Raw genomic sequence first — 1,903 nt, 5'->3', positions numbered from 1 at the left:
AGTCCAGTCGCCGGCCGGTGTCGAGTCGGCCGGTTGAATCTCGAAGGCGACGGTCAGGGTGATCTGGCTGGACACGGCGGAGAGCATCGCGCAGTGTTCGTCTACCAACTCGATTCGTACCGGCATTGGCAGGAGCAGCTGAAACGGCACGAATTCGTGTACGGCCAGTTCGGCGAGAACTTCACCGTGGAGGGACTTGCCGACGATACCGCCTGTATCGGCGACCGCTATCAAATCGGTAGTGCGCTGTTTGAGATCACGCAACCTCGCGTGACGTGCTATCGCGTGGGCATTCGGATGAATGAGCCGCGCATGCCCGCATTATTGACAGGCGGCGGTCGGCCCGGGTTCTACTTCCGCGTGCTCCACGAAGGCGACGTCGGTCCTGGGGACGAAATCGTCAAGGTGGGCGGGGCGAAGGAGCGGCTGACGGTCGAAGAGGTCAATGCGCTTCTCTATTCGTCCAGTCACCCGCGCGATCGGTTGGAGCGTGCACTGAGGATCGACGCTCTATCATCCGGCTGGCGCTCGTCGTTTGAGGCGCTGCTGCGACCCTCGGGGGCCACGACGAGCGCAGGTAACGCGGGACTCATGCCGGCCGCCGCGGCGCATCCGGTGGCAGCAGGATTTCAGTCGGTCATGGTTGCGGCGATCGATCGGGAAACCGACGACGTGGTCTCGCTGACGCTGCGAGATCCCGAAGGGCACCCGCTGCAAACACCCCTCCCGGGTCAGTACGTGGTGCTGCGCCTTCGAGCTGGTGCGAGCGTCTCGCCATTATTTCGCAGTTACTCGCTTTCGGGTCCGCCATCCAACGAGCGCTATCGCATCAGCGTGAAGCTCGAACCGAACGGCGCGGCAGGAACCTGTCTGCGAGCGTTCCGGGTCGGCGACCGCCTGGACATCAGCTTGCCACGTGGCAGCTTCACACTGCGGGACGAAAGCCGCCCCGTCGTGCTGCTCAGCGCTGGGATCGGTGCGACACCGGTCCTCGCGATGCTGTACGAGCTGGCGGCGGCACAGTCGGGACGGTCGGTCTTGTGGCTTTATCAAACTCGGAACGGGCAGCGGCATCCGTTCGCTGCACAGGTTCGGCGCTTAATCGCCGGAATCCCAAACGGGCGGCGCTATGTCTGCTATAGCCGGCCGGGTCCGGACGATCGGATCGGCGAGGATTTCGACAACGAAGGCCATTTCTCCGGATCGGTCCTCGAGACCGCCGGCGTCTCACCTGACGCCGTCGTGTATCTGTGCGGTCCGAATCGTTTCATGGCCGACATGAAAGAGGCGCTGTTCGTGCTCGGCGTCTCGCACGAGCGGATCTTTGTCGAACTCTTCACGGGTGGCGAGTCGATGATGCCCGGCGTCGTCGATGAGAAGACGACGCGTCGTCCTCATTCGCCGGAGCACGACGCTGGCACTGGCCCGGTCGTCTCGTTTGCGCGCAGCGGCATCATGGCGCACTGGAACGAGGCAGCGTACGGAAATCTGTTGGAACTCGCCGAAGCGTGCGACGTCCCGGTTCGTTGGTCGTGCCGTGCGGGTGTGTGCCACAACTGCGAAAGCGGCCTGGTGTCCGGCGATGTCGCCTACGACCCGGAACCACTGGACAATCCCGCGGCCGGCAACCTGCTCGTCTGCTGCTCGCGACCGATTCGCGACGTGGTGATCGACTTGTGAGCTCCGCCGCCCTGACGAGTGCACATCGTTGGGGCGGTTATGAACGGGGTCAACCGTCGGGAAACGCCCGACGGTTGCCTTCCTGCGTGCAAATCGCGCAGTGAGTGACGGCTCACTCACGCCGTCGCCGACATAGCGGTCGAGTGCTCCATTCGCGACGGGTGCTGTTTGCGCGACGCACCGTGCCCTGCGAGCACCTCGAGCAACCGTCTTCCCAGTACTG

General features: G+C 63.9%; 1 protein-coding gene. It reads left to right on the top strand.

Annotated features, from left to right (window positions below):
* Positions 1–1,680 (top strand): MOSC and FAD-binding oxidoreductase domain-containing protein (locus tag VGH98_21245; GenBank protein HEY2378520.1); only part of this gene is annotated, 1,680 nt, incomplete at its 5' end.
* Between the last annotated feature and the right edge of the window lie 223 nt (positions 1,681–1,903).

The sequence above is a fragment of the Gemmatimonadaceae bacterium genome (genome assembly GCA_036496605.1).
Classification (GTDB): Bacteria; Gemmatimonadota; Gemmatimonadetes; order Gemmatimonadales; family Gemmatimonadaceae; genus AG2.
Note: the sequence above shows the minus strand (reverse complement) of the source record. Positions and strands in the feature narration are given on the sequence as shown.